Genomic DNA, 23,426 nt, shown 5'->3' on the forward strand with positions numbered 1-23,426 from the left:
CCTCGTCGCGTGTGCCGATCGGCCAGCGAGAGCTCGCGCCTACACCTGCAGGGTCGGGTGCAGGCGCGTCATCGTGACGCTCTGGCGACGTCTCGCCGCGATCACGGTGACGACCAGGGCCAGTGCGGCGAACAGCAGGAGCACGAGGACATCGGTGGTCACGCCCTCGCTGCTGCCGGCCAAGGACTTGCGCAATCCGTCGACCGCGTAGGTCATCGGCAGCAGGCCGTGCAGCAGGTTGAAGAACGGCGGCGAGGTCTCGATCGGGTAGGTGCCGCCGGCCGACGTGAGCTGCAGGCTCACGAACACCAGCGCGGCGAACCGGCCCGCACCACCGAACAGGGCCACGAACATCTGGTTGATCGCCACGAACACCACGGTGGTGGCCAGGGCGACGCCGATGAACAGTCCCTGGTCAGCCGGGTGGACCCCCAACGCCGTCTGGAGGACGAGCAGCAGCAGGGCGACCTGGGCCACCCCCAGGAGCAGTCCCGGCGCGTACCCGGCCAGGGCGGTGCGCACGCTTCCTGTCGTGGACGCGATCGCCCGGTCCGAGAGCGGCCGCAGCAGCAGGTAGATCGCCATCGCCCCCACCCACAGGGCCAGCGAGATGAAGTACGGCGCCAGGGCCTCGCCGTAGCTCGCCACGGCGTTGACCCGGTCGGCGGCCTCCTCGATGGGTGTCGCAGCGGTCGTGGCGAGCCTGTCGCGCTCGTCCGCGTCGTAGTCGGGCACCTGCCCGGCGCCGTCGCGCAGGCCGTTCTCGAGCTTCAGTGCTCCGGCGGCGAGATCGCCGGCGCCGTCGCTGAGGCGGGAGCCTCCCGTGGCCAGCTGGTCCGCACCCGACGCGGCGTCGCTCGCGCCCGAGGCGAGACGCCCCGTCCCGGCGGCGAGCTGGTCCGCACCGTCCGACGCGTCGCCGATCGCACCCACGAGTGCCGGCACGCTGTCGGCGAGACGGGCGTTGCCGTCTGCCACCTGCCGGGCGCCGTCAGCGAGCTTCTGGGTGTCCGCGCTGATCTGACCGGCCTGGTCGCGCACGCCGCCGATCCCGTCCTTCACGTCTCCGGCCCGGTTGGCGGCGGCTCGTAGCAGCCCGCAGTCGACGGCTCCCGGAGGCGCTGCCTCGCACTGGTCGGCGAGGTCGTCGAGAGCCTGCGCGAGCTGGTCGACCGTCGTGTCGGCGTTGGCGGTGGCGGCCAGGATCGCCTGGGTCACCGTCTGCACCGTGTCGTTGAGCTGGCCGGTCCCGTCGGCCACCTGCCGGGCGCCGTCTGCGAGCTGGCGGGTCTGTCCGGGAAGCCCTGACGTGCGTGAGTCGAGCTGCGACAACCCCCCGGACAGCTGGCTGGCGCCGGCGTCCAGCGCGGTGGCGCCGTCGGCCAGTCGCCGGGTGCCGGTGGCCAGGTCGGTGGCGCCGCCGGCCAGCTGGTCGGCGCCGTCGGTGAGCTGGTCGGCGCCGTCGGCGAGGCTGCCTGCACCGGCGGCGGCGTCGCTGAGCGACACCTTGAGGTCGGAGAAGCTCAGGTAGACGTTGTCGAGGTAGGCCTCGGTGACCTGTGCGTTCACGGCGCTGCGTGCCGCGGTCAGGATCGTCTGGGCGATGGAGCCGTTGATGTAGTTGACGGCATCGTTGGTCTGCAGGTCCAACCGGCCCTGGATCGCGTTCGCCGGGTCGCCGGCGGTCGAGGTCGCTGCCGCGGACAGGTTCTCGGGAATCGTCAGCACGGCCTTGTACGTGCCGTCGCCCAGGCCCCGTTGGGCGTCGGAGGCGTCGGTCAGCACCCAGTCGTAGTTGTCCTTCGAGTCGTCGCTGATCAGGTTGCCGGCCAGCTGTCGCCCCACGGCGACGGGCTGCTTCGTGCCGTCCGGGCCGGTGGTCTCGACCAGCTGGTCGGCATTGACGACCGCCGCCTTGACGTGGTCGAGGCGTCCGGTGGGGTTGATGTTCGCCCACACGTACATGGCGCCGTAGAACAGCGGGACGGCGACGACGGCGAGGACGGCGAGGCGGGTGAGGCGATTGCGCCGGAACCGGGCGAGCTCGAACCAGGGAAGGGTGGGGGAGGGAATCATCACAGTCTCAGCTCGGAGAGGGTGCGGGCGGTGTCGAGCTCCAGCAGGCGGAGTCTCGGCGAGGGAGGTGGTGCGGCGGAGGCCGCGCGCACGGCGGCCACGAGGGCGATGTCGCGACCGTCGAGCAGGTGGTCCAGCGTCGACCACAGCAGGTCGATCCGGCTAGGGTCGCGCAGGTCGTCGGCGTCGTCGAGGACGACGATGCGAGGCCGTTCGATCAGGGCCAGGACGACGCCGAGCAGGGCACGCTCGAGTCGGTCCAGCGACGACACGAGGGCGTCCGCCGGAACGGGCTCGAAGGGCACACCGGCCTCGGCGTGGGCCAGGTCCAGGGCCCGGTTGAGCTCGGCGACGACCGGCGTCACCCGGCGGCGGCTGACCCACAGGCCGAACGAGCGGATCGACAGTCGTTCGGCCACGTGCTGCTCGACGGTGAGGTTGTCCTCGAGGTCGTTGACGCCGGGCACCTCGGCGAGGGCCACGGAGTGCCGCACCGCGGAGGCCTCCTGGGGCAGCAGGCGACCGTTGACGCGCAGGCGGCCGGTCTGGACCTCCATGCGACCGGCCAGGGTCAGCAGCAAAGCGGTCTTGCCGGACCCGCTCGGCCCGTGCACGATCAGCCATCCGTCGGCGGGCACCTCGACGCTGACGTCGTTGAACACCGGCCCGTCCGGCCCGTCGGCGGTCAGACCCGCGGCCGTGATCGCGGCGGTGGAGCCCGGTCGCGGCCAGGCCTGCAGGTCGACGCGGCGGTGCAGGCCCTCGCCCTCGACGTCCACGCGCGGCAGCAGGCGGTCGATCCGAGCTGGCAGCTGCCAGGCTCGACGGCCGAACAGCTCCATCACGGCGGGCGCGAACAACATGCGGATCAAGAAGGCGTCGACGAAGACGCCGACGGCCAGGGCGAACGCGATGGGCTTGATGTTGGCGTCGCCCTCGGGCACGAACGCGGCGAAGACCGCGAGCATGATCACCGCGGCGGCCGTGACCACGCGTGAGCTGCCGACGAACCCGTCCGCGATGGCCCGATGCGGGTCGCCGGAGCGCACGTACTCCTCCTTCATGCGGGCCATGAGGAAGACCTCGTAGTCCATCGAGAGGCCGAACAGCACGGCCATCAAGATGATCGGCAGGAAGCTGATGAGCGGACCGGTCTGCTCCAGGTGGACGAGGTTCATCAGCCATCCCCACTGGAAGACCGCGACCACGGCTCCGAACGACGCGCCGGTGGACAGCAGGAAGCCCAGCGTGGCCTTCAGCGGCACCACCAATGAGCGGAAGACCGCCATCAGCAGCAGCACCGACAACCCGACCACGACCATGCCGAACGGGAGCAGCGCGGACTGCAAGCGGTCCGAGACGTCGATGCCACCGGCCGTCAGGCCGGTCACTCCGACGTCCACGCCGTGCTGGGCGGCCCACTCGCCCTCACGGCCGCGGATGGCGCGCACCAGGTCGGCGGTCCGCTCGTCGGCCGGCCCGGTGGTGGGGATCACCTGCACGATGCCGGTGTCCGCGCTGCGGTTCGGGGTGGCCAGCCCGATGGCGGCGACCCCCTTCATGGACCGCAGGTCGGCGGCGATGTCGTCGACCACGCCCACCGGGTCGGTGGTCGAGATGATGTCGATGCTGATCAGCAACGGCCCGTTGAAGCCGGGGCCGAAGCGCTGGTCGACCAGGTCGAAGGCGGTGCGCTGGGTGCTGCCGAGCGGAGCCGTTCCGTTGTCGGGGAGCGCCAGCTGCAGGTCCTTGGCCGGCACGGCCGCCACGGCGAGGCCGACGACGACGACGCTGATCGCGATCAGCGGCACCCGGGTGGTCACGGCGACCCATCGGCGCGAGAACGAGCCGGGCGGGTGCGCGGCGTCGGGGGTGAGTCGAGCGCCCGCTCGACCGAGCAGGGCGGGCAGCACCGTCAGGGCCACCAGCACCGCCACCACCACCGACAGGGCGGCGACCGCACCCATGATGGTCAGGAACGGGATGCGGGCGATCGACAGGCCGAGCAGCGCGATGACGACGGTGGCACCCGCGAACACGACCGCGGATCCCGCGGTGGCGACCGACCGGGCGGCGGCCTCGTCCGGCTCGACGCCCTCGGCCAGCAGCTCGCGGTGGCGCGACACGATGAAGAGTGCGTAGTCGATGCCCACGGCCAGGCCGATCATCAGGGCCAGCAGGGGAGCGGTCGAGGAGATCGTCATGTACCCGGTCGCGACGATGGTCAGGGCCGTGGTGACCAGCACCCCCAGCACGGCGGTGACGATCGGCATCACCGCGGCACGCAGCGAGCGGAACATCAGGTACAGCACGATGAACGCGATGATCACGCCGATCACCTCGGTGATCGACAGCTGCGGTCCCGTGCTGGTGAACACGTCGCCACCGAAGGCGACGGTGTAGCCGGCCTTCTTCAGCGCCTCTCCGCTCGCGACGAGGTCGGCGCGGTCGCCGGCGGTCACGGCGGTGAGGTCGCGGTCGAACTGCACCTGCACCTGGGCGGCGGTGCCGTCGGCCGAGATGCCGATGGGCACCATGTCGTCGTAGGGGGAGACGACGTCGGTGACACCGCGCACCTGCTTCATCTCGTCCATCGCCTGGTCGATCAGCGTGCGTGCCCGGTCGGTCCTGATCGACTCACCGTCGGGGGCGACCACGACGAGGTAGGCCGTGGCGCCGGCCAGCTCCGGAAAGGTGCGCTCGAGTCCGTTGGCGGTCTCCTGCGACTCCGTGCCGGGAATCTCGAACGAGTCCTTGGTCCCCTGGCCGAGCGACACGGCGGCGAGCGCGGTGATGACGAGGATCATGGCCCACACACCGAGCACCCGAGCGGGGTGGGTGAACGCCCAGCGTCCGAGGGCGTAGAGAGAGTTCGACACGATCAGACGATACGTTTGTGTATCGGATGCGTCAATGCATCGAGTATGGTGTCTGCGTCACAGTCGTTCCGGAGCGCCGGTTCCCGAGGAGAGACGCCGATGAAGCAGGTCGCCGAGCAGCGTCCGGGTGTGCGCCGTCGAGCTGCGACCCGCGAGCGCATGCTGGAGGCGGCCCGGTCGGTGCTGGCCCGAGAGGGCATCCAGGGCGCGTCCGTCGAGCACATCTGCGAGCAGGCCGGCTACACCCGCGGCGCGTTCTACTCCAACTTCTCCAGCAAGGACGACCTGCTGCTGGCGCTGTTCGACCGCGAGCAGGAGCTGATGATGGGGCGCCTGCGCGAGGCAGCCGACGCCGAGTCGGTCGCCGGACGCGACACCCTGGAGGTGTTCGCGGCCGTGCTCGACCGTTTCCTGCTGCTGCAGCCGGTGGACCTGGAGTGGCTGCAGGTGCACACCGAGTTCCAGCTGCGGGGTCTGCGGCACGACGAGGTGGGCCGCCAGGTCGTCGAGGCGTGGCGCCAGGCACGCGACGACTTCGAGCGGTTCCTGGTCTCGGTCCTCGAGGTCATGCAGCTGCGCCTGACGGTCCCGGCCGGTCACGTGGCGGCGATCCTCGTCGGCACGTACGACAACGCGCTCCGCGACGCCCTGCTGCTGGACCGCCCCCTCGACCTCGACCTGCTGCGCAGCACCTTGCCGGCTGTCCTGCTGGCCGTCGTCGAACCCGTCTGAGGGCGCCCCGGTGACGAGCGCGGCGATGCGGGTCGGGAGGTCTCAGAAGTCGTACGGATCGGTCGAGGCGTCGGGATCAAGCGCCGTGACCAACGCGGGCACGTAACAGGTGTCGTTGCCCCAGTAGATGCGATCCGACACCAAGGACCCCTCGACGTCTGGCAGGTCGAGCCTGGCCGCTGGATCGGTGGGCAGGCGTCCGGCGAAGTCGTCGAGAGCCGTCGCGACGCTCTTCCAGTCAGCGCTCAACAGCCGCGCGTCGGCATTCGGCCCCGCACCGTCGATCGCCGCGGCGATCTTGCGAGCCCCGTCCGCGAGCTGCGCGACGCTGTCAGCACCCGAGGCGGGAGAGCCGAAGAGCTGGACGGTGCGGGCAAGCTCCTCCAGGTCGTCGCACGCCGGCCCCATGGCACGGTTCACGCTGCCCTGGTCGACGTAGTAGTCGTCGGCGAAATCACCCTCGAAGTCGGAGAATCCGAAGGCGAAGGGCAGGAACAGGAACAGAGCGGCCATGCCGACGACGGTCATGGCGATGCCGACGCCGAACCCGGCCGCCATCCAGCCCCAACGGTTGTCGTTGGCCGGACGCGGCGGGTAGGCCCAGTACGGGCCGTACGGGCCGTACTGGGCGGGTCCGGCGTTGCCGGGGGGTGGAACGTACGGGCCCGAGCCGGTCTGCTGGTACGGGTCATGAACCGGCGGGCCGGGCTGCTGGTACGGGTCCTGGACCGGCGGGCCGGGCTGCTGACCCTGGTCATCGGGCGAAGTCATGGCTGATCGTAAACCCCGGTCGGCCGTCCGCGGGGGCAATCGCGGCACCATGACTCGATGCAGATTCCGGCCCCTCCGGGGCCGCTCCGTCCGACTTGAGATCGGAGGGGCGTGCTACGTCGGTCTCTGCGCCTGGTCGGTGGTCTCGTGGTCGCCACCGAGCCGGTGGTCAACGGTGCGCAGGCGCCGGCTCCGTCCCGTCCCGCCGTCCGACGGCTCTGGCCCACATCGTGGCGGAAGCATCGACGTCGCTCTCGGTCACCCGTTCATGGTGGCAGGATGAACTCATGCCGATCCAGATCGCCCAGGACCCCCACGCTGACGAGGTGCTCAACTCGAGCCCGTTCGCGCTGCTCGCCGGCATGATGTTGGACCAACAATTTCCCATGGAACGGGCCTTCGCGGGCCCCGCGAAAGTGCTCGACCGGTTCGGGACGCTCGATCCGGCGACGATCGCCGAGGCCGAGCCGGAGGCCTTCGCCGACCTCTGCGCGACCCCGCCGGCCATCCACCGCTATGGACGATCGATGGCCGGACGTCTGCAGGAGCTGGCCCGCCACATCGTCAGCGAGTACGACGGCGACACGGCCCGACTGTGGACCGAGGCCAAGTCCGGCGACGCGCTGTTCGCCCGAGTGCGCGCCCTGCCCGGGTTCGGCGAGCAGAAGGCCAAGATCTTCACTGCGCTGCTGGCCAAGCAGCTGGGCGTCAAGCCTCGCGGCTGGACGACCGTGACCGGCGACTACGGCCGCAAGGGCTTCCGATCAGTGGCCGACGTGGTCGACGCGGAGTCGCTGCAGAAGGTGCGCGACTTCAAGAAGGCCGCCAAGGCTGCAGCGAAGGCGTAGCGCCCGGGTCCGACGCCCAGTCAGATCGACGACAGTCAGATCGACGACAGACTGCGCCGACCGGGTTCGATCAGGGCTTCGGGCACGGTGCACACCGGGTCGAGCAACGCCTCGTCCATCCGCTGGGCGATGGGGCTGCCGTCCGGGGAGCGAGGGCTGCGAAACGGCCGTGCACGCGTCCCGTCCTCGTCGAGTGAGTTCGCGTAGGCCTCGCGGGCGGACACCAGCGTGCGCCAGTCCTGGAGCCACGCAGCGGTCGGCCGGTCCTCATCGATCACCGAGCGCGGCAGGCTCGCGATGGTGTCGACCATCGTCGTGACGGCCTGGTTCTGAGCCCTGATGGTCCTGACCATCTCCGCCGGGCTCGAGCCGGCAGGAATGCTGTCGACGCGTTCGGTCATCGCCGCACACTCCGAGGAGATCGTGTCCAGCACCTGACCGTTGTCGATCAGCCCCGGCGCGTCGGTCGACTCCAGTGCGACCGTCGTGACGATCAGTCCGGCGACGAGCCCCGTGGCGACCAGCGTCGCGGCAAGGGCGATCCAGCGCCAGCGGCGAGGCAACGGCGGAGGCGGGAACGTCCACACCCGCTGCGGCGGATACGGCGGCAGCGGTTCGTGCGACGTCACCCGGACATCCTCCCACGCGCCCCATGACCGGACCGGTGCGAGCCGATGTCCTCGGACCACAGGGTGCCCGCGACCACCTGCCAGACTGGATCCCATGTCTCCGGTGCGCCACGTCGTGGTCGTCGTCGGTCCCACCGCGTCGGGCAAGTCCGACCTGGCAGTGGACGTGGCGCGTGGCCTCGGGGGAGAGGTGGTCAACGGCGACGCCATGCAGCTGTACCGCGGCATGAACATCGGCACCGCGAAGATCCCGGTGGCCGAGCGAGGCGGCGTCCGCCACCACCTGCTCGACGTGCTCGACGTGTCCGAACCGGCCAGCGTGGCGCAGTTCCAGATCGAGGCGAGGCGAGCCATCGACGACTGTCAGGCGCGAGGAGTGACGCCGGTGCTGGCGGGCGGGTCGTCGCTGTACGTGCGCGCCGTCATCGACCGGCTCGAGTTCCCCGGCACCGACCCGGACGTGCGGGCGCAATGGTCCGCCGAGCTCGAGCGGGTGGGCGCAGAGGCCCTGCACGCGGTGCTCGCCGAGCGTGATCCCGCGGCGGCCGAGCAGATCCTGCCCACCAACGGCCGCCGCATCGTGCGGGCGCTGGAGGTCATCGAGCTGACCGGTGCCCCGTTCGTCGCGACCATGCCGCCGCACGAGTCCATCTACTCGCACCTGACGATGATCGGTCTTGACGTCCCACGACAGACCCTCGACGAGCGCATCGTCGACCGGGTCGAGGCGATGTGGGCGGCCGGGCTGCTCGACGAGGTCCGCGAGCTGCGCGACCAGGGGCTCGACCACGGCGAGACCGCCGCCAAGGCGATCGGCTACAGCCAGGCCCTGGCCCAGCTCGACGGCAGGCTCACCGAGGCGGAGGCGAAGGCGGCGACCGTGGCGGCGACGCGCAAGTTCGCACGCCGACAGGACCGGCTCTTCCACGGCGATCCGCGCATCACCTGGCTGTGAATCGAATCGGATTTGCTGTGAACGGAACCGGCGTAGACTGCCAGACATGACGTTTTCGTGGTTGAAGGGACACGGTACGGAGAACGACTTCGTGCTGCTGCCCGATCACGACGGCACGGTGCACGGCGACCTCGCTCCGGCCTTCGTGGCGGATCTGTGCGACCGTCGGCGCGGCATCGGCGCCGACGGCGTCCTGCGCGTCATCCGCAGCACCGCCATTGACGCCACGTCGGACGCCGAGTGGTTCATGGACTACCGCAACGCCGACGGCAGCCTCAGCGAGATGTGCGGCAACGGCATCCGCGTGTTCGCCAAGCACCTCGTCGACGAGGGCCTGGTCGACGGGTCCGTCCCGTTCCTGATCGGCACTCGCGACGGCGACAAGCAGGTCACCGTCGACGACGCGCAGGTGGTCGTCGACATGGGCCTCGCCCGCGTCGGCACCACCTCCAAGGTCACGGCAGAGGGGCGCACCTGGGAGGCCCACGAGGTGCACACCGGCAACCCCCACGCGGTCGCGTTCGTCGACCGTCTCGACGACGCCGGCTCGCTGCTGACCGAGCCCGAGTATGACCACGCGCTCTACCCCGAGGGCGTCAACATCGAGTTCGTGGTGCACCGCGCGCCGCAGCACGTGGCCATGCGGGTCCACGAGCGCGGGTCCGGCGAGACCCGCTCGTGCGGAACCGGCGCCTGCGCGGTGGCCGTCGCCTCCGCCGTGGTCGATCGCACCGAACGCCCGGTGTCGTACCGCGTCGACGTTCCCGGCGGCACCGTGTTCGTCACGTGGGCCGAGGACGACCACCTGTTGCTCGAGGGGCCCGCTGCCATCGTCGCGCGCGGCGAGATGGAGTGGCTCGGGTGAGTACAGACCTGGACGGTCTGGAGCTGGAGGAGCGCAACTCCCTGCGACGTGTCGCCAACCTGCGCACCGAGCTCGAGGACATCACCGAGGTCGAGTACCGCCAGCTGCGCCTCGAGCGCGTCGTGCTGGTGGGCGTCTGGACCGAGGGAAGTGCCGAGGACGCCGAGAACTCGCTGGCCGAGCTGAAGCTGCTGGCCGAGACCGCCGGCTCGGAGGTGCTCGACGCGCTCATGCAGCGGCGGCAGAAGCCCGACCCCGCCACCTACATCGGCAGCGGCAAGGTCGACGACCTCAAGGCATCGGTCGAGGCGACGGGCGCCGACACGATCATCTGCGACGGCGAGCTGGCACCCAGCCAGCTGCGCAACCTCGAGGACCGGTGCAAGGTCAAGGTCGTGGACCGCACCGCGCTGATCCTCGACATCTTCGCCCAGCACGCCAAGAGCAAGGAGGGCAAGGCGCAGGTCGAGCTGGCCCAGCTCACGTACCAGACCCAGCGTCTGCGCGGCTGGGGCGGCAACCTGTCCCGGCAGGCCGGCGGCCGCGCGGCCGGCGGCGAGGGCATCGGTGGCCGCGGCCCCGGTGAGACCAAGCTCGAGACCGATCGCCGCCGCATCCAGGCCAAGATCGCCAAGCTCCGACGTGAGCTGGCGGCGTTGAGCGCCACCCGCGAGACCAAGAAGGCCAACCGCAAGCGACACGACATTCCCTCGGTCTCGATCGCCGGCTACACCAACGCCGGCAAGTCCAGCCTGCTCAACCGGCTGACCGACGCCGGGGTGCTGGTCGAGGACGCCCTGTTCGCCACCCTCGACACCACCACGCGGCGCACGCAGACCTCCGACGGCCGCGTCTACACGATGTCCGACACCGTCGGTTTCGTCCGCCACCTGCCGCACCAGCTGGTCGAGGCCTTCCGGTCGACGTTGGAGGAGGTGGGCGAGTCGGACCTGATCCTGCACGTGGTCGACGGGTCGCACCCCGATCCGGCCGGTCAGATCGCCGCCGTGCGCGAGGTGCTGGCCGACGTGGACGCGTTGGGCGTCCCCGAGATCATCGTGATCAACAAGGCCGACGCCGCTGATCCGCTGGCGATCAAGCAGCTGCTCAGTGCCGAGCCGCACGCCGTGGTGGTCAGTGCCCGCACGGGGGAGGGCATCGACGAGCTGCTCGATGCCATCGAGGCGGACCTGCCACGCCCGTCAGAGCGCGTCGAGCTGGTGCTGCCGTACGAGCGGGGAGATCTGCTGAACCAGATCCACGAGCGCGGCGACATCGAGTCGTTGGAGCACGAGGCCGACGGCACCCACGTCGTCGCCCTGGTCGACGGCGCCCTCGCCCACGACCTCGCCGCCTACACCACCTGACCTGCGCACTGTTCGCCAAGGAGGCCGCTTGCGGCCGACTGTGAGGGAGCGCCAGCGACCGAGGCGAGACCCCTGCAAGTCGTTCGGCTGTGGTTCGCCTCGGGCTTCGGCCTCACGGTCGCTGCGCTCCCTGGCGAACAGACTGCTCGCCAGTGACGAGCTCTGCGAGGAACGTGAGGGAGCGCCAGCGACCGAGGCGAGGCCAACGCAAGTCGTTCGGCTGTGGTTCGCCTCGGGCTTCGCCCTCACGGTCGCTGCGCTCCCTGGCGAACAGAACCTGCTCGCCAGTGACGAGCTCTGCGAGGAGCGTGAGGGAGCGCCAGCGACCGAGGCGAGGCCAACGCAAGCTGTCCGGCTGTGGTTCGCCTCGGCCTTCGGCCTCGCGGTCGCTGCGCTCCCTGGCGAACAACCTGCTCGCCAGACGAGACCACCGCAAGTCGTTCGGCTGTGGTTCGCCTCGGGCTTCGCCCTCACGGTCGCTGCGCTCCCTGGCGAACAGAACCTGCTCGCCAGCGACGAGCGACCGAGGCGAGACCCCTGCAAGTCTGTCGGCTGTGGTTCGCCTCGGGCTTCGCCCTCACGGTCGCTGCGCTCCTTGGCGAACGGAACCCGCTCGCCAGTGACGAGCTCTGCGAGGAGCGTGAGGAAGCGAGGAACGAGCGACCGAGGCGAGACCACCGCAAGTCGTTCGGCTGTGGTTCGCCTCGGGCTTCGCCCTCACGGTCGCTGCGCTCCCTGGCGAACAGCCCCGCTCGCCAAGGGGGCCGCCAGCGACCGAGGCGAGACCAGCGCAAGCCGCGCCGCTGTGTCGTGGCGCGCTCGTGTGGATGCGTCGGAGCCTCACCCGGTTCGGCCGGATAGCCTCGGCGCATGCCTGAGGAGACCGTCGACGTTGCCACGGTGCTCCACGCGGCGGTCGAGGCGGTCGGCGGCGAGGACCGTCCCGGGCAGATCGCGATGGCCGAGGCCGTGCGCGACGCCCTCGAGAACGAGACCCACCTGCTCGTGCAGGCCGGCACCGGCACCGGCAAGTCGCTGGGCTACCTGGTGCCGAGCCTGCTGCACGGCAAGCGCGTCGTCGTGGCCACGGCCACGCTGAACCTGCAGCACCAGCTGGTCGAGCGCGACATCCCGGCGATGAAGGAGGCCGCGCGCGCCACCCTCGAGACCGTGCCGCACCACGCGGTGGTCAAGGGGCGCGGCAACTACGCGTGCCTGCACCGCATCCGCGAAGGCGCGCCCGACGACCAGGGCACCCTGATCGAGGTTCCCGAAGGGACGCTCGGCGGCGAGGTTGTCGAGCTGCGCGCATGGGCCGAGGAGCAGGCCGAGGGCGGACACGTCGGCGATCGCGACTCCGCCCCCGCGCACTCGGAGCAGGCGTGGCGCCAGGTCAGCGTCAACCACCGTGAGTGCCTCGGCGCCAGCCGCTGCGCCCATGCCGCCGAGTGCTTCGCCGAGCTGGCCCGTGAGGACGCCCAGCAGGCTCAGGTGGTGGTCACCAACCACGCGCTGCTGGCCATCGACGCCATCGACGGGGTCCCGATGCTGCCCGAGTACGACGCCGTCGTCGTCGACGAGGCGCACGAGCTCGCGGCCCGGGTCACCCAGGCGTCCACCTCCGAGCTCAGCGCGGAGATGGTCGAACGCGCCGCACGCCGGGCCCGCTCCTACGCTCCCGACGGATACGCGGTCGACGACCTGTCCGACGCGTCCGACGCGCTGGTCGAGGTGCTGACGCGCACCGAGGAAGGTCGAATCGACGCCCCCGAACAGGCGCTGCTCAGCGCACTGGCGCTCGTGCGCGATGCGGCCCGTGCCTGCGTCACGGCGCTGAAGCCCAGCTCGGGCGAGGCCAAGGGCGAGCCCGACGCCGGTCGGCAGCAGGCCCAGGCGATGGTCGACGACATCCGCGTGGTCGCCGAGCGCATGGCTGCCGGCGCCGAGACCGACGTCCTGTGGCTCAGCGACTTCCGTGGCAACAAGCAGCTGCACGTCGCACCCATCGACGTCTCGGGAGCACTGCGCGAAAAACTGTTCGGCACCAAGACGGTCGTGCTGACCAGCGCCACCCTCATGCTCGGCGGCGGGTTCGATCCGGTGGCGGCGTCGTTGGGGCTCGCGCCCGGGGGAGACGACTGGACCGGCCTCGACGTCGGGTCGCCGTTCGACTACGCCAAGCAGGGCATGCTCTACGTGGCCAAGCACCTGCCACCGCCGGGCCGTGACGGGCTGGCCGAGGCGCAGATCGCCGAGATCACGGCACTGATCGAGGCTGCCGGCGGACGCACGCTCGGACTGTTCTCGTCGCGTCGCGCTGCCGAGACCGCCGCCGAGCAGGTGCGTGAGCGGCTGCCTGACATCGACATCTGGTGCCAGGGCGACGCCCAGCTGCCCGAGCTCGCGCGCCGCTTCGCCGAGACCCCGTCCACCTGCCTGTTCGGCACCCTCAGCCTGTGGCAGGGCGTCGACCTTCCGGGCGACACCTGCCAGCTGGTGATCATCGACCGCGTGCCCTTCCCGCGTCCCGACGACCCGCTGATGAGCGCGCGCCAACGCCTGGTCGAGAAGCGCGGCGGCAACGGCTTCATGACCGTCGCGGCCCAGCACGCGGCGCTGCTGCTGGCCCAGGGGTCGGGCCGCCTCATCCGGCGCGACACCGACCGCGGCGTCGTGGCGATCCTGGACCCGCGTCTTGTCACGGCCCGGTACGGCAGCTTCCTCGCCGCGTCCCTGCCGCCCATGTGGCGCACCACCGATCACGACACGGTGATCAAGGCTCTGCAGCGTCTCGACGAGGCCGCGGCGACCTGATCGGCGGGGTGGTGGATCGGTGAGCCCCTGATAGTCTGTCTCAGATTTCTTTCAGCCCACAGACCGGACTCCCTCGATGCATCATCGACTGATCGCCCTACTCTGCGGTGCGGCTCTGATCGCCACGCCCTTGGTCCTGACCTCATCATCTGCCGAAGCTGCTTCACCGTCAGCCGGCATCGTCACCACCAACATCGGCATCGGTACCGATGGCAAGGCACGGGTGTATCTGAAGTGCTGGTCCGGCTCCACCTGCCGCGGCACGCTCAGCGTGGTCGGCGAGCCGTCCTCGACCAAGGTCGCCTACGCGGTCAAGGCCCGCAGCTCGGCCTTCGTGTCGCTGGCCATGCGCCGGGACTCGCCGGTCAATCCGGTGGCCAACCAGGCCAAGGCCGACGGCGACGACACGAAGGTCGGCAGCCAGGTCGGTGAGATCTACCGCGTCACCGGCGTCAAGGTGCTGCTGTCGCAGACGAGCCCGAGCAAGGCGTCGCGCGAGATCCCGGTCACGCTCGACACCCGCCTGGAGAACACCGATCAGCAGCTGCGCGGCACGCTCACCTCGATTCCCGGTGAAGCAGCCGGATCGGGTCAGCTCACCGACGTGAAGGCGCGCATCTTCGAGAAGATCCGCGGCGGTGGTGAGAAGCTGCGTGGCACCCGCGAGATCACCATGACGCCGGCTGCGGGCGGTCGCTACACCGGCTCGTACTCCTTCGACATCCCCATGACCAGCAACAACGATCCGTGGACCAAGTACTACTACTTGAAGTTCGAGGCCAAGGACTCCCAGGGCGCGTTTCGCACGTTCTGGTGGATGGGCCTGAGTGGCGACTACTACGGGGCACCCCGCTACAGCCGCGACGCCTCGACGATCACGATGTCCGACACCAGCGACTACGTCGCCGACGTCACCGTCGGGTCCATCGAGGGCAACGTGGGCGGCGCCAGCGGCGGCAAGGCCGGCATCGACGTGTCGATCGCCGCGCCTCCAGGCCGCGACTACGGGTCGGACACCAAGGCTCTGCAAGAGCTGGACATCCCTCGCTGCGCCAACGTGTACGCACGGGTCAAGACCGACGACGACGGCAACTACCACGCGGACTTCCTGCCGGTGGCGTCCAACCGCACCGAGAGCAACCGCTACATGGTGGGCGCTCGATCCGGCGCCAACGAGGTCTGGGCAGGCAACGGCAGTGCCGAGCCCGATCGCCGGTTCGGCAGCTGCTACGACATCACCGGCTACGCGTCGTCCACCACGAGCAACCTGATCACGCTCGACTCGACCAAGGAGGGTGTCGATCTCGACCTCGCGCCGCCCCAGCAGTCGGCGCACCTGTTGCCCACCACCTTCAACTACTCCGGCCAGGTCAGCGCCGACCGGTTCATCTCGCTGCGCGAGAAGATCCCGGGCGTCCCGATCCTCGACTCGCCCATCGTGGCAATCGGCTACACCACCGCCAGCGGCAAGACCTTTAGCGTGCCGCAGGGTGAGTACTGGGTCGAGACCGGCCGCCGCACGTCGTGCTCGGCCTGGTACCAGAGCGTGTACTCCAACAACAACGCCTACTTCAGCGGGGCCGATCGCGGTGCCGAGCGCTGGAAGACCGTCGCGGGAGCCTCCGCGGAGTACTCCAAGTCCTACGACATGGGATACGTCAAGCGCACGCCCAGCAAGGGCTACAAGGGCTGGATGTACCGCGACTACTGCAAGACCTTGAGCGCCGGCACCATCGGCTGGTTCCGCATGGGCACCGCCGATCGTGACGTCCCCGTCAGCTCCGCCACGCGTGGCGGCGTCGTGTACGGCACGGTCAAGCGCACGGGTGGCCGCACCAACAAGGAGATGATGGTGCGTGTGTCGCGCGACAACGGTGTCGACGTCATCCGCACCGACCTGACCGACAGCAAGGGCAAGTTCTACGTCGCGGGTCTGCGTCCCGGCACGTACACCATCTCGGTCAACTCCGACTCCTGGCGCGGCATCGGCCGGTCCTTCACCGGCAAGCACACGATCACCGTCAAGGCCGGCAAGTACGTCAACGCGGGCACGCTCACCTTCAAGGGCTGATCCCGGCGGCGAGCGGTCGAGACGTCGTCGGGGAAACTCCGGGATTCTTCCTGCACTGATGGTGAAAATCTGTTAGGTTGAGCCGATTTCATCGCGCCACTGCATCGGGGACACCTTGTGACACGCCGTCTGATGGTCGCGTTCGCGGCCATCGCCGCTCTCGCCTCTGGCGTGCTCTCAGCCGCTCCCGCCCAGGCGGCGACGGCCTACCTGACCGTCAGCACGCGCTACATCGGCCTGGACTCCGGCGGGCGAGCCAACGTGCTCGCCACCTGCTCGGCGACCACCACCTGCAAGGGCAAGATCTCCTTCGCCGACGGCGTCTCGACGGCCAGCAGCTATGCGGTCAAGGCGAAGTCGTCGGCGTACGTGACCGTCTACATGAAGCCGACCTCGCCGAAGTTCCCGTACACCCACGGCACTGCGGTCGGTGAGATCAGCCGCGTCGGTGACGTGACCATCCGGGTCCAGGAGACCACGCACAAGAAGGCCAACCACACCTACCTGCGCAGCGTCGAGACCCGGCTGCCCGGCGGCGTGCAGCAGATCACCGGAACCGTCACCGGCTCGCCCGGATCCCAGCCGATGCGCAAGCTCGCCGTCCGCCTGTTCACCAAGGTCCGGGGCGGCAACACGGTGCAGAAGGCCTACACCGAGGTCGCGTCGGACGGCACCTACCGCTTCAACGTGCCGGTCGACAGCAACAACTACGCCACGGCGACGTACTACGTGCAGATCTCCGGCGTCGACTCACAGGGCGCCGAGCGCTCCTGGTGGTGGCGCGGCACGGCGGCCGACTCGTACACCGGCGGCGCGCTGTACCTGCGCGACGCGTCGGGCGTCTCGGTCACGCGCTACAAGGACTTCGCCGTCGACTTCGCGTACAGCTTCATCACCGGCACGCTCGGTGATGGCGTGTACCGCAACCGCTCCAACGTCGAGGTCTCCGTCGCCGCACCCCCGCCGGCCTACTACGGGTCCGACACGCGCGCCATGGGCGAGCTGGACATCGCACGCTGCGCGAATGTGTTCGCCCACACCCGCACCACCGGCGGCGCCTATCGGGTCGACTTCCTGCCGGCCTCGGACTCGGCCGACAACCGCTACATGGTCAGCGCCCGCCTCGGCGGCACCGAGGTGTGGACCGCCAAGCCCGACAGTGCTGGCCAGCCGACGCGTTACGGCAGCTGCTACGGCCCCATCGGCTACTCCGCCTACAGTCGCGCCAACCTGCTGGTGCTGCCCCGCACCGCGGGAATCAACGTCGTCGTCCCCTTGGTCGAGCCCACCAGCACCATCAACGTCAGTCGTTCCACGCCGTCGTGGATGACCTCCCACGACAAGCTGATCCGCGTTCGTGAGCGCGTCCCGGGCGTCTCCGTCCTGGACTCACCCATCGTCGCGCAGGGGTTCGGCACCTCGTACACGCTGCAGCCTGGCTCGTACTGGCTCGAGACCGGTCGGCGCACCGGCTGCTCGGCCTGGTACTCCAGCCGCTACCCGGACAACAGCGCGTACTTCAGAGGTGCGGATCGAGGATCCGAGAGCTGGAAGGTGGTCAAGCGGGGCAAGGCGCCCTCGGCCACTGCACGAGCCCACGGGTACCCGACCTCGCCGTCGTACGTCTCGGGCGCGAAGTCGCTGATGTACCGCGACTACTGCAAGTCCATCAGCGCGGGCACCATCAACACGTTCTCGGTCGATGCGGCCACCACGAGCAAGACCGTCGCCACCAGCACGCCGCGCAAGGGCGCGGTGGTCACGGGTCGGGTCACTCGCACCGGCGGGCGCACCAACAAGGAGATGCTGGTCCGTCTGTCGAACTCCGGCGGCACGCTCGTGCTGCGCACCGGGTTGACCGATGGCAGCGGCAACTTCCGCATCTATGGTCTGGCTGACGGTACCTACACGATCTCGGTCAACTCCGACTCCTGGCGCGGCCTCGGCCGCAGCTTCACGGGTCGCCACAGCATCAAGGTCAAGGCGGGCAAGACCTACAGCGTGGGCACGCTGCGCTTCAACGGCTGACCCCGGGGCGGTCTGTCAGGCGTGGGCCTGGCGGGCCTGCCAGGCGCTGGCGACCATCTGGTCGATGGTGTGGCGCATCTGCCAACCGAGGTCACGTGCCGCGAGATCGCCGGCCGCCACGATGCGAGCAGGGTCCCCGGCACGCCGTTCGGCCACCTCGGGCTCGAAGTCGATGCCGGTGGCCTCGCGCACCGCGGTCATGATCTGCCGGACCGAGACGCCGTCGCCGCTGCCGAGGTTGTAGACCGGCTCGAGGTGCTGGGAGGCCAGCAGCTGCTGGGCGGCCACGACGTGGGCGTCGGCGAGGTCGGCGACGTGGATGTAGTCGCGCACGCACGTGCCGTCGGGGGTGGGGTAGTCGTCACCGTTGATGCGCGGAGTGCGCCCCTCCATCAGTGCCTCGATCACCAGCGGGAACAGGTTGTGGGGGCTCGTGTCGTACAGCTCGGGCACGGCGGACCCGACGACGTTGAAGTAGCGCAGCGACGTGTGTCGCAGCCCGTAGGCGCGCTCGGCGTCGCGCAGCAGCCACTCGCCGATCAGCTTGGTCTCGCCGTACGGTGACTCCGGTGCTGTGGGGGTCTGCTCGGTGACGAGGTCGACGTCGGGGGTGCCGTACGTGGCGGCACTGGAGCTGAAGACGATCGCCTCGACGTGCGCCTCCTGCATGGCCTTCAGCAGGCTCACGGTGCCCTGCACGTTCTGCTCGTAGGTGTGCAGCGGCCGGTGCACCGAGACGCCGGCGTACTTGAAGCCGGCCAGGTGCACGACGGCCTCGACGGCGTTCTCGGTCATGGCCTTGGCGACGTGCGTGGTGTCGAGGATCGACCGATCGATCAGCTCGACGTCGGATGGGACGAACTCGCGGTGTCCGCTGGAGAAGTCGTCGAGAACACAGCACTCGAGACCGGCGAGCCGGAAGGCCCGCACGACGTGGGAACCGATGTATCCGGCGCCGCCGGTGACCAGGATGCTCATGCAGCCAGCATGTCAGGCCCGCTGCGCCGGGTGCCTCAGACGCGACGGACGACTGCGGTGACCTTGCCCAGGATCGTGGCGTGCGTGCCGTCGATGGGGGAGTAGTCGGGGTTGTGCGGCAGCAGCCAGATCTTGCCGTCCTTGCGCTGGAAGGTCTTGACCGTGGCCTCGCCGTCGAGCATGGCGGCGACGATCTCGCCGTTCTCGGCCACCGGCTGCTGGCGGATGACGACGTAGTCACCACTGCAGATGGCGGCGTCGATCATGGAGTCTCCGGAGACCTCGAGCATGAACAGCGTGCCGTCTCCGACGAGCGACTTGGGCATCGGGAAGACCTCCTCGACGCGCTCCTCGGCCAGGATCGGCCCGCCTGCGGCGATGCGACCCACCATCGGGATGTTGACCGGCGCCGGCGCCGAGTCGTTGATGCCGGTCTCGTCGACGTGCGCGCCCGGGTCCTCGGACGCCGAGCTGCTCATCGAACGCCGAGCGGCCAGCACGTCGGGCAGGAAGATCTCGAGAGCGCGGGGACGGTGCGGGTCGCGCTTGACGTAGCCGAGCCCCTCGAGGGTGCGCAGCTGGTGCGCCACCGAGGACGTGCTGGTGAGGCCCACCGCTGCACCGATCTCGCGCATGCTGGGCGGGTAGCCGCGCCGCTCGATCTCCTCGCGCAGGAACATCAGCACGCGCTGCTGCCGTGCGGTCAGACCGGTCTCGTCGGGCGGTCCGTCGGGCAGCTCGGCGAGGGTGGCGTCAGAGGTGTCGTCGCTCATGTGTTCGACCATAAGCCTCGGCGAGTCTCGAATCAAACAGGTGTTCGACTCGGCGTGTCGGACCTGCGGATCGCGTCTGCACTACGCTCTCGGCCATGAGCTATCTGGTCGTGGGCACCCGGTCCGGCAGCGCGTGGTCGCTGGAGGTCCAGGGCGTCGGTCGCACGAGTGCCACCGATCTGTCGGGGGTCGAGAGCGCCGTCCGCGCATTGCTGGTCGCCGAGTCGAGGTCGGACGCGGCCACCGCGGACCTGCAGCTGCTCCTGCCGGACTTCGAGGTCGACCTCGACGAGCAGCGGTTGCCGGGGCACGCGCGACCGCACCGCGAGATCGTCGCGGGTCTGATCGCGCTCGTGGTGGCCGTCGGTGGCCTGGCGTTCGCCGTGGGCGTGCTGGTCAGGTAGTCAGGCGGCAGGCGGATCACTCGAGCCGACCTCGCTGACGGCCTCCACGCTCGCGCCGAGCAGCAGCGCGAACATGCTGATCCACAGCCACAGCAGCAGGGCGACCACGCCGGCCAGGGCGCCGTAGGTCTCGCCGTAGCTGCCGAAGTTGTCGACGTACAGGCTGAAGCCGAGCGACGCGACCAGCCACAGTCCGCCGGCCACGACGACGCCGACCTTGAGGCGGCGGTCCTGGCGCGGCCGGTCGTCGGCCGAGTGGTCGGCGCTGTGGAACAGCGCGGTGATGGCCACCAGGATCGCCGCCAGGAGCACGAGCCAGCGGGCGACCTCGAGGCCGAACCGGGCGAACCCGGGGAGGTCGAGCACGTCGAACACCGCGGGGGCCGCGGCGACCAGCGCCACGATCACCACGAAGAACGCGACGCCCCCCGCGGTCAGCTTGAGGGCCAGCAGCTTGGCGCTCACGAAGTTGCGGTCGTTGTCGCCTCCGAACATCACGGTCAGTGCCTTCAGCAGGTTGCCGACGCCGCCGGAGGCGCTGTACGTGGCCAGTGCCACCGAGAGCAGCAGCCCGACGCCGAGCGAGCCGCTCGAGGACTGGGTCAGGGAGTCCATCTGCCCCGTGATGATCGATGCGGCGTCGGACGGCAGCGCGTCGGTGATCTGCTGCGACTGCCGCGCGACGGTCTCGGGGGAGGCCACGAGTCCGTACAGCAGCACGGCGGCGATCATCGCCGGGAAGACGGACAGGAACACGTAGAAGGCCACGCCGGCCGCCAGCAGCGGGGCGTTGCGTTGCGAGGCGTGACCCCAGGCGGTCTTGACCAGATCGATCGTCGACTTCATGTTTCGACGCTAACGGGCCGACGCGCCGCCGGCAGATCGCTGTGCGTGTCGAAAATTTTTTGTGCTGCGATGCCAGGCAAAGACGCATCGTCGAGAAGACTCGTTCGAGAATGTGTTCGAGTGGTGGTGGCTTTTGTCGGACCTGGCCTCTAGTGTCGTACACGTGTTCGATCGAACGCTTGTTCGCCAGATCGGGTTCCCGTTTCGGATGACACGAACGGCGTCGATCGAACGCACCAGACCACTCCTCACTTCCCCCCCTGGAGGCCACCATGAGCACCATCGCCCTCGAACCCGCCCTGCGTCTGACCCGCCGCGGCAAGGCCGTCGTCCTCGCCGCCGCACTGGCCGCCATCGCGGTGCTGGCCATCGCGTTCGGCCCCGCCGGTGTCGCGTCCAACGAGACGAGCGCGCCGCAGGCCACGCGCATGGTCCACGTCGTCGCTGGTCACACGCTCTGGCAGATCGCTGCCGAGGCCAACCCCCACGGTGACATCCGCAGCACGGTCGACCAGATCGTCCGACTGAACTCGCTGCCGAGCGCCTCGGCGCTGCAGCTCGGCTCCACGATCGCGGTTCCGATCTACTGAGCCACTTCGCACCGACGCCCGCGACGCACCTTGGGGAAGGAGTCGTCGCGGGCGTCGGTGCGTCCGGCCCGCCGAACGGCACCGCGCCGTGCGGCGGTGCCTGACAGAATCGGGCCATGCGCACTCGGGTGGTCGTCGGCATCGCCCTGGTCGCCGTGGTGGCTGTCGTCGGCACCGTGCTGGTGCTCGACCGCTCCACCGACACGGACGCTCCGATGGTCGCCGACGCACTGCCGTACTCGGCCCCTGACCTGGTCAACCCGATGCGAGGTCAGTTCGACAACATCCTGACCGGTCTGTTCCCCCAGGCGAACGATGCGCAGGGCGCGTATCCCGCGTGGCCGGGGACTCGAGACGCCGCGATCCGGCTGCAGTGGCGATCGCTGCAGCCGGTCGATCCGTCGACGCTTCCCGCCGACGCGAGCGACGACCAGCGCTACGACTTCAGCCTGCTCGACAGGGCCCTCGACACGTACGAGAAGCGCGGCATGCGCGTGAGCCTGCGCATCAGCTCGTTGGACTCGTGCTGCGAACAGGCCGAGGCCGGCCAGCAGATCGTGGCGGTGCCGGACTGGTTGGCCAGCATGCCGGGTGTGGTCAGCACCTTCGACCGCGACGGCGCCACCGTGGTGGTGCCCGACTGGAACAACGACGTGTACCTCGACCGTTTCGGCGAGCTGCTCGCCGCGCTCGGTCGGCGATACGACGGTGACGAGCGCCTAGCGGTGTTCGAGATGTCCGGCTACGGCGACTTCAGCGAGAACACGGTGCCGGTGCTGCGCGACGAGTTCGACGCGCCGGGCCCGGCGCCGGAGGACAGCCAGCGCCAGCTCGGGTACTACAGCCAGTACCGCGACCAGTTCATCACGGCCGCATCGATCACCCGGCTCGTGACCGCGAACCTGCGCGCCTTCCCGCGGACCCAGATGGTGACGGCCCCCGCCAACCCGCAGATCGTCAAGGAGCTGATGCGCGACAACCCGGCAGTCGCCGGCCTCGCCCACCCCGTGGGCCTGCGCGGGGACTGTCTGGGCACCTTCGACGTGGTCCCGACATGGGCGGCCGACGAGTTCTCCGAGTACGTGAAGCGCGGCGACCCGGTGATCGACCTGCTGCGCCAGCGGCTCACCGAGGCGCCGGTGCTGACCGAGTGGTGCCCGATCTCGGGCGACCAGGACCCCGCGGGCTACTACCGCAAGGGCCTGCGGACCGTGCTGGACGAGCACGTCTCGATGGTGGCGAGCAGCGGCTTCCCCGACCAGCTGTCAGACACGTCGATGGACCCCGACCTGTACGACGTGTGGCGGCTGGCCAATGTGTACTCGGGCTACCGGTACGCCGCTGCGGCCGACCTGCGAGCCGAGGCGGGCGGAGCGACTGGCACCGTCAGGTGGACGAACTTCGGGGTGAGCTCCACGCACGAGCGCTGGACCATCGGGTACCAGCTGCGCGACGCAGACGGTCGGGTCGTGGCCGAGTCCGGCTCGCGGCTCGACCTGCGCGACATCGACACGGGCGGCACCGACACTGGCGACACCAACACTGGCGACATTGCGGGCCAGCAGCCGACGCCCGTCACCGTGTCCGAGCCGGTGACCTTCTCGGCCGACCTCGAGCCGGGCACCTACACGGTGTCGGTGACGGTCTCGTGGGCCGAGCACAAGCCCGACGCGACCCGCACCGTCGACTTCGAGCCGATGAACCTCGCGCTGTCCGGCCGCACCGACGGCTCCTACGTCATCGGGTCGTTCACGGTCGCGCCCCCGACCGGCTGAGAGGGCCGACCACCGGTTGCTGACA

At 69.8% G+C, this 23,426-nt stretch carries 18 protein-coding genes; 11 read left to right on the forward strand and 7 right to left on the reverse strand.

Going from position 1 to position 23,426, the window contains the following annotated elements:
* Positions 1 to 39: 39 nt before the first annotated feature.
* Together AC0L5F_RS00115 and AC0L5F_RS00120 are read right to left on the reverse strand one after the other, a co-directional pair.
* The gene (locus tag AC0L5F_RS00115; RefSeq protein ID WP_473314573.1) at positions 40 to 2,076 is read right to left on the reverse strand and encodes a YhgE/Pip family protein; all 2,037 of its coding nucleotides are present in this window, start codon (positions 2,074 to 2,076) and stop codon (positions 40 to 42) included.
* A complete protein-coding gene (locus AC0L5F_RS00120) occupies positions 2,076 to 4,955 on the reverse strand; it encodes an MMPL family transporter (protein WP_473314574.1) in 2,880 nt (959 codons plus the stop codon). The genes AC0L5F_RS00115 and AC0L5F_RS00120 overlap by 1 nt, the downstream gene beginning before the upstream one ends.
* A 99-nt stretch (positions 4,956 to 5,054) precedes the next feature.
* Here AC0L5F_RS00120 and AC0L5F_RS00125 point away from each other — a divergent pair, with 99 nt between their 5' ends.
* Positions 5,055 to 5,687 (forward strand): TetR/AcrR family transcriptional regulator, encoded by a 633-nt coding sequence (locus AC0L5F_RS00125; RefSeq protein ID WP_473314575.1) that lies wholly within the window; start codon positions 5,055 to 5,057, stop codon positions 5,685 to 5,687.
* Between the two features lie 42 nt (positions 5,688 to 5,729).
* Here AC0L5F_RS00125 and AC0L5F_RS00130 read toward each other — a convergent pair whose 3' ends face one another.
* The gene (locus tag AC0L5F_RS00130) at positions 5,730 to 6,458 is read right to left on the reverse strand and encodes a hypothetical protein (protein ID WP_473314576.1); all 729 of its coding nucleotides are present in this window, start codon (positions 6,456 to 6,458) and stop codon (positions 5,730 to 5,732) included.
* A gap of 287 nt (positions 6,459 to 6,745) precedes the next feature.
* Between AC0L5F_RS00130 and AC0L5F_RS00135 the strand changes: the two genes are divergently transcribed.
* The gene (locus AC0L5F_RS00135; RefSeq protein ID WP_473314577.1) at positions 6,746 to 7,306 is read left to right on the forward strand and encodes an HhH-GPD-type base excision DNA repair protein; all 561 of its coding nucleotides are present in this window, start codon (positions 6,746 to 6,748) and stop codon (positions 7,304 to 7,306) included.
* 35 nt (positions 7,307 to 7,341) lie between these two features.
* Here AC0L5F_RS00135 and AC0L5F_RS00140 read toward each other — a convergent pair whose 3' ends face one another.
* Positions 7,342 to 7,935: a hypothetical protein gene (locus AC0L5F_RS00140; protein WP_473314578.1), complete on the reverse strand. Its 594-nt coding sequence runs from the start codon at positions 7,933 to 7,935 to the stop codon at positions 7,342 to 7,344.
* A 94-nt stretch (positions 7,936 to 8,029) separates the two neighbouring features.
* Between AC0L5F_RS00140 and miaA the strand changes: the two genes are divergently transcribed.
* From miaA to AC0L5F_RS00170, 6 genes are all read left to right on the forward strand, one after another.
* Positions 8,030 to 8,890: a tRNA (adenosine(37)-N6)-dimethylallyltransferase MiaA gene (gene miaA, locus AC0L5F_RS00145; protein ID WP_473314579.1), complete on the forward strand. Its 861-nt coding sequence runs from the start codon at positions 8,030 to 8,032 to the stop codon at positions 8,888 to 8,890.
* 46 nt (positions 8,891 to 8,936) lie between these two features.
* Positions 8,937 to 9,755 (forward strand): diaminopimelate epimerase, encoded by an 819-nt coding sequence (gene dapF, locus AC0L5F_RS00150; RefSeq protein WP_473314580.1) that lies wholly within the window; start codon positions 8,937 to 8,939, stop codon positions 9,753 to 9,755.
* Complete coding sequence (gene hflX / locus AC0L5F_RS00155) at positions 9,752 to 11,122, forward strand: GTPase HflX (RefSeq protein WP_473314581.1); 1,371 nt, start codon at positions 9,752 to 9,754, stop codon at positions 11,120 to 11,122. The genes dapF and hflX overlap by 4 nt, the downstream gene beginning before the upstream one ends.
* 870 nt (positions 11,123 to 11,992) lie before the next feature.
* A complete protein-coding gene (locus tag AC0L5F_RS00160; RefSeq protein WP_473314582.1) occupies positions 11,993 to 13,936 on the forward strand; it encodes an ATP-dependent DNA helicase in 1,944 nt (647 codons plus the stop codon).
* A 76-nt stretch (positions 13,937 to 14,012) separates the two neighbouring features.
* Complete coding sequence (locus AC0L5F_RS00165; protein WP_473314583.1) at positions 14,013 to 16,007, forward strand: peptidase associated/transthyretin-like domain-containing protein; 1,995 nt, start codon at positions 14,013 to 14,015, stop codon at positions 16,005 to 16,007.
* 117 nt (positions 16,008 to 16,124) lie between these two features.
* The gene (locus AC0L5F_RS00170) at positions 16,125 to 18,035 is read left to right on the forward strand and encodes a carboxypeptidase-like regulatory domain-containing protein (protein ID WP_473314584.1); all 1,911 of its coding nucleotides are present in this window, start codon (positions 16,125 to 16,127) and stop codon (positions 18,033 to 18,035) included.
* 15 nt (positions 18,036 to 18,050) lie between these two features.
* Here AC0L5F_RS00170 and galE read toward each other — a convergent pair whose 3' ends face one another.
* Together galE and lexA are read right to left on the reverse strand one after the other, a co-directional pair.
* A complete protein-coding gene (galE, locus tag AC0L5F_RS00175; protein ID WP_473314585.1) occupies positions 18,051 to 19,013 on the reverse strand; it encodes a UDP-glucose 4-epimerase GalE in 963 nt (320 codons plus the stop codon).
* A 35-nt stretch (positions 19,014 to 19,048) separates the two neighbouring features.
* A complete protein-coding gene (gene lexA, locus AC0L5F_RS00180) occupies positions 19,049 to 19,786 on the reverse strand; it encodes a transcriptional repressor LexA (RefSeq protein ID WP_473314586.1) in 738 nt (245 codons plus the stop codon).
* Positions 19,787 to 19,881: 95 nt separating this feature from the next.
* Here lexA and AC0L5F_RS00185 point away from each other — a divergent pair, with 95 nt between their 5' ends.
* On the forward strand, positions 19,882 to 20,190 hold the full coding sequence (locus AC0L5F_RS00185; protein WP_473314587.1) for a hypothetical protein: 309 nt from the start codon (positions 19,882 to 19,884) through the stop codon (positions 20,188 to 20,190).
* On the opposite strand, the gene AC0L5F_RS00190 is transcribed toward AC0L5F_RS00185, so the two are convergent.
* Positions 20,191 to 21,036: a YihY/virulence factor BrkB family protein gene (locus AC0L5F_RS00190; RefSeq protein ID WP_473314588.1), complete on the reverse strand. Its 846-nt coding sequence runs from the start codon at positions 21,034 to 21,036 to the stop codon at positions 20,191 to 20,193.
* A gap of 272 nt (positions 21,037 to 21,308) precedes the next feature.
* Between AC0L5F_RS00190 and AC0L5F_RS00195 the strand changes: the two genes are divergently transcribed.
* Complete coding sequence (locus AC0L5F_RS00195) at positions 21,309 to 21,626, forward strand: LysM peptidoglycan-binding domain-containing protein (protein ID WP_473314589.1); 318 nt, start codon at positions 21,309 to 21,311, stop codon at positions 21,624 to 21,626.
* A gap of 116 nt (positions 21,627 to 21,742) precedes the next feature.
* Entirely contained in the window at positions 21,743 to 23,401 is a 1,659-nt protein-coding gene (locus AC0L5F_RS00200) for a hypothetical protein (protein ID WP_473314590.1), read from the forward strand.
* Positions 23,402 to 23,426 lie beyond the last annotated feature (25 nt).

It is taken from the genome of Aeromicrobium sp. 10G20-16, assembly GCF_055809665.1.